The following is a 1,119-nucleotide window of genomic DNA, read 5'->3' as shown; positions in this document are numbered from 1 at the left end:
TTCTGGAATCTCCAACCACACCAGATGAATTCAAATAATGGGCCAATTGATTGGATCGCTCGTCCAGTTCCTTATAAGACATCTTCCCTTCATTAAAAACAATCGCTGCTGCTTCAGGAGTTTTGATGACCTGCTCCCTGAATAGATCCACTACTGTTTTATCTTGAGAATAATCAAAGGAAGTGTTGTTAAAAACATGCAATAACTGCTTTTCTTCCTCCAAAGTCAATATGGACAGACTATCGATTGGCTGAGTGATATCACTACAAATGCTTATCAACAACTCCTGGTAATGCATCAGCATACGATCGATAGTAGATTTATCAAATAAAGCTGTACTGTAATTTATTCCAAGTGAAATATCCGAATCACTCTCCGAGATACTCAGCATCAAATCAAATTGGGCTTTAACATTTTCAAATTCGTAACCTGAAACAGAAATGTCTTGTAATCCTAATTCTTCTGAATTTTTAGAAGAATTCTGTAATGCAAATAATACCTGAAACAACGGTGTCATGTTTCTGTCACGGGTGGTGACAACACGGTCAACAACCTTCTCAAAAGGTGCAAGCTGGTGGTCATAACCCCCAAGAGTGGTTTCCTTAACTCTTGCCAAAAGTTCCCTGAAACTTGGATTGCCTCCAAGATCACTGCGAAGCGCCAGGGTGTTCACAAAAAAGCCGATCATACCTTCAAGCTCCGACTGGGTACGGTTTGCTATAGGGGTTCCAACACAGATATCTTCCTGTCCGCTGTATCGGGACAAAAGAACCTTAAAGGCCGAAAGCATCAGCATAAATAATGTAACATCTTCTTTCTTGCAAAGCAATCTTAAAAGAGAGCAAATCTCATTATTCAGAGTTAAGGAAATATTCGCTCCTGAATTATCTTGGACAGAAGTGCGGGGATAATCTAACGGAAGTGCCAAAGTGGTTACCCCTTTTAGTTTTTCCTGCCAATATACTAACTGATCCTCCAAAACCGATCCCTCAAGATATTTGCGCTGCCAAATGGCGTAGTCGGCATACTGAAGAGGAAGTTCCGCAAGCATGGCTTCCCTTCCCGCCTGAAGCGAGCTGTAAAGCTCCATAAATTCATGGCTAAGTATACCTTCCGACC

The 1,119-nt window shown here is 41.3% G+C and carries 1 protein-coding gene; it reads right to left on the bottom strand.

Annotated elements, in window-relative coordinates; all coding sequences use genetic code 11:
* Positions 1-1,090: condensation domain-containing protein (locus tag ACFS3A_RS26705; RefSeq protein ID WP_379828777.1), on the bottom strand; the 1,090-nt coding region annotated here is incomplete at its 3' end.
* Positions 1,091-1,119: the final 29 nt, after the last annotated feature.

This window comes from Flavobacterium notoginsengisoli (assembly GCF_042686225.1).
GTDB classification, from domain to species: Bacteria; Bacteroidota; Bacteroidia; order Flavobacteriales; family Flavobacteriaceae; genus Flavobacterium; species Flavobacterium notoginsengisoli.
This window is presented reverse-complemented; position numbering and strand designations above follow the sequence as displayed.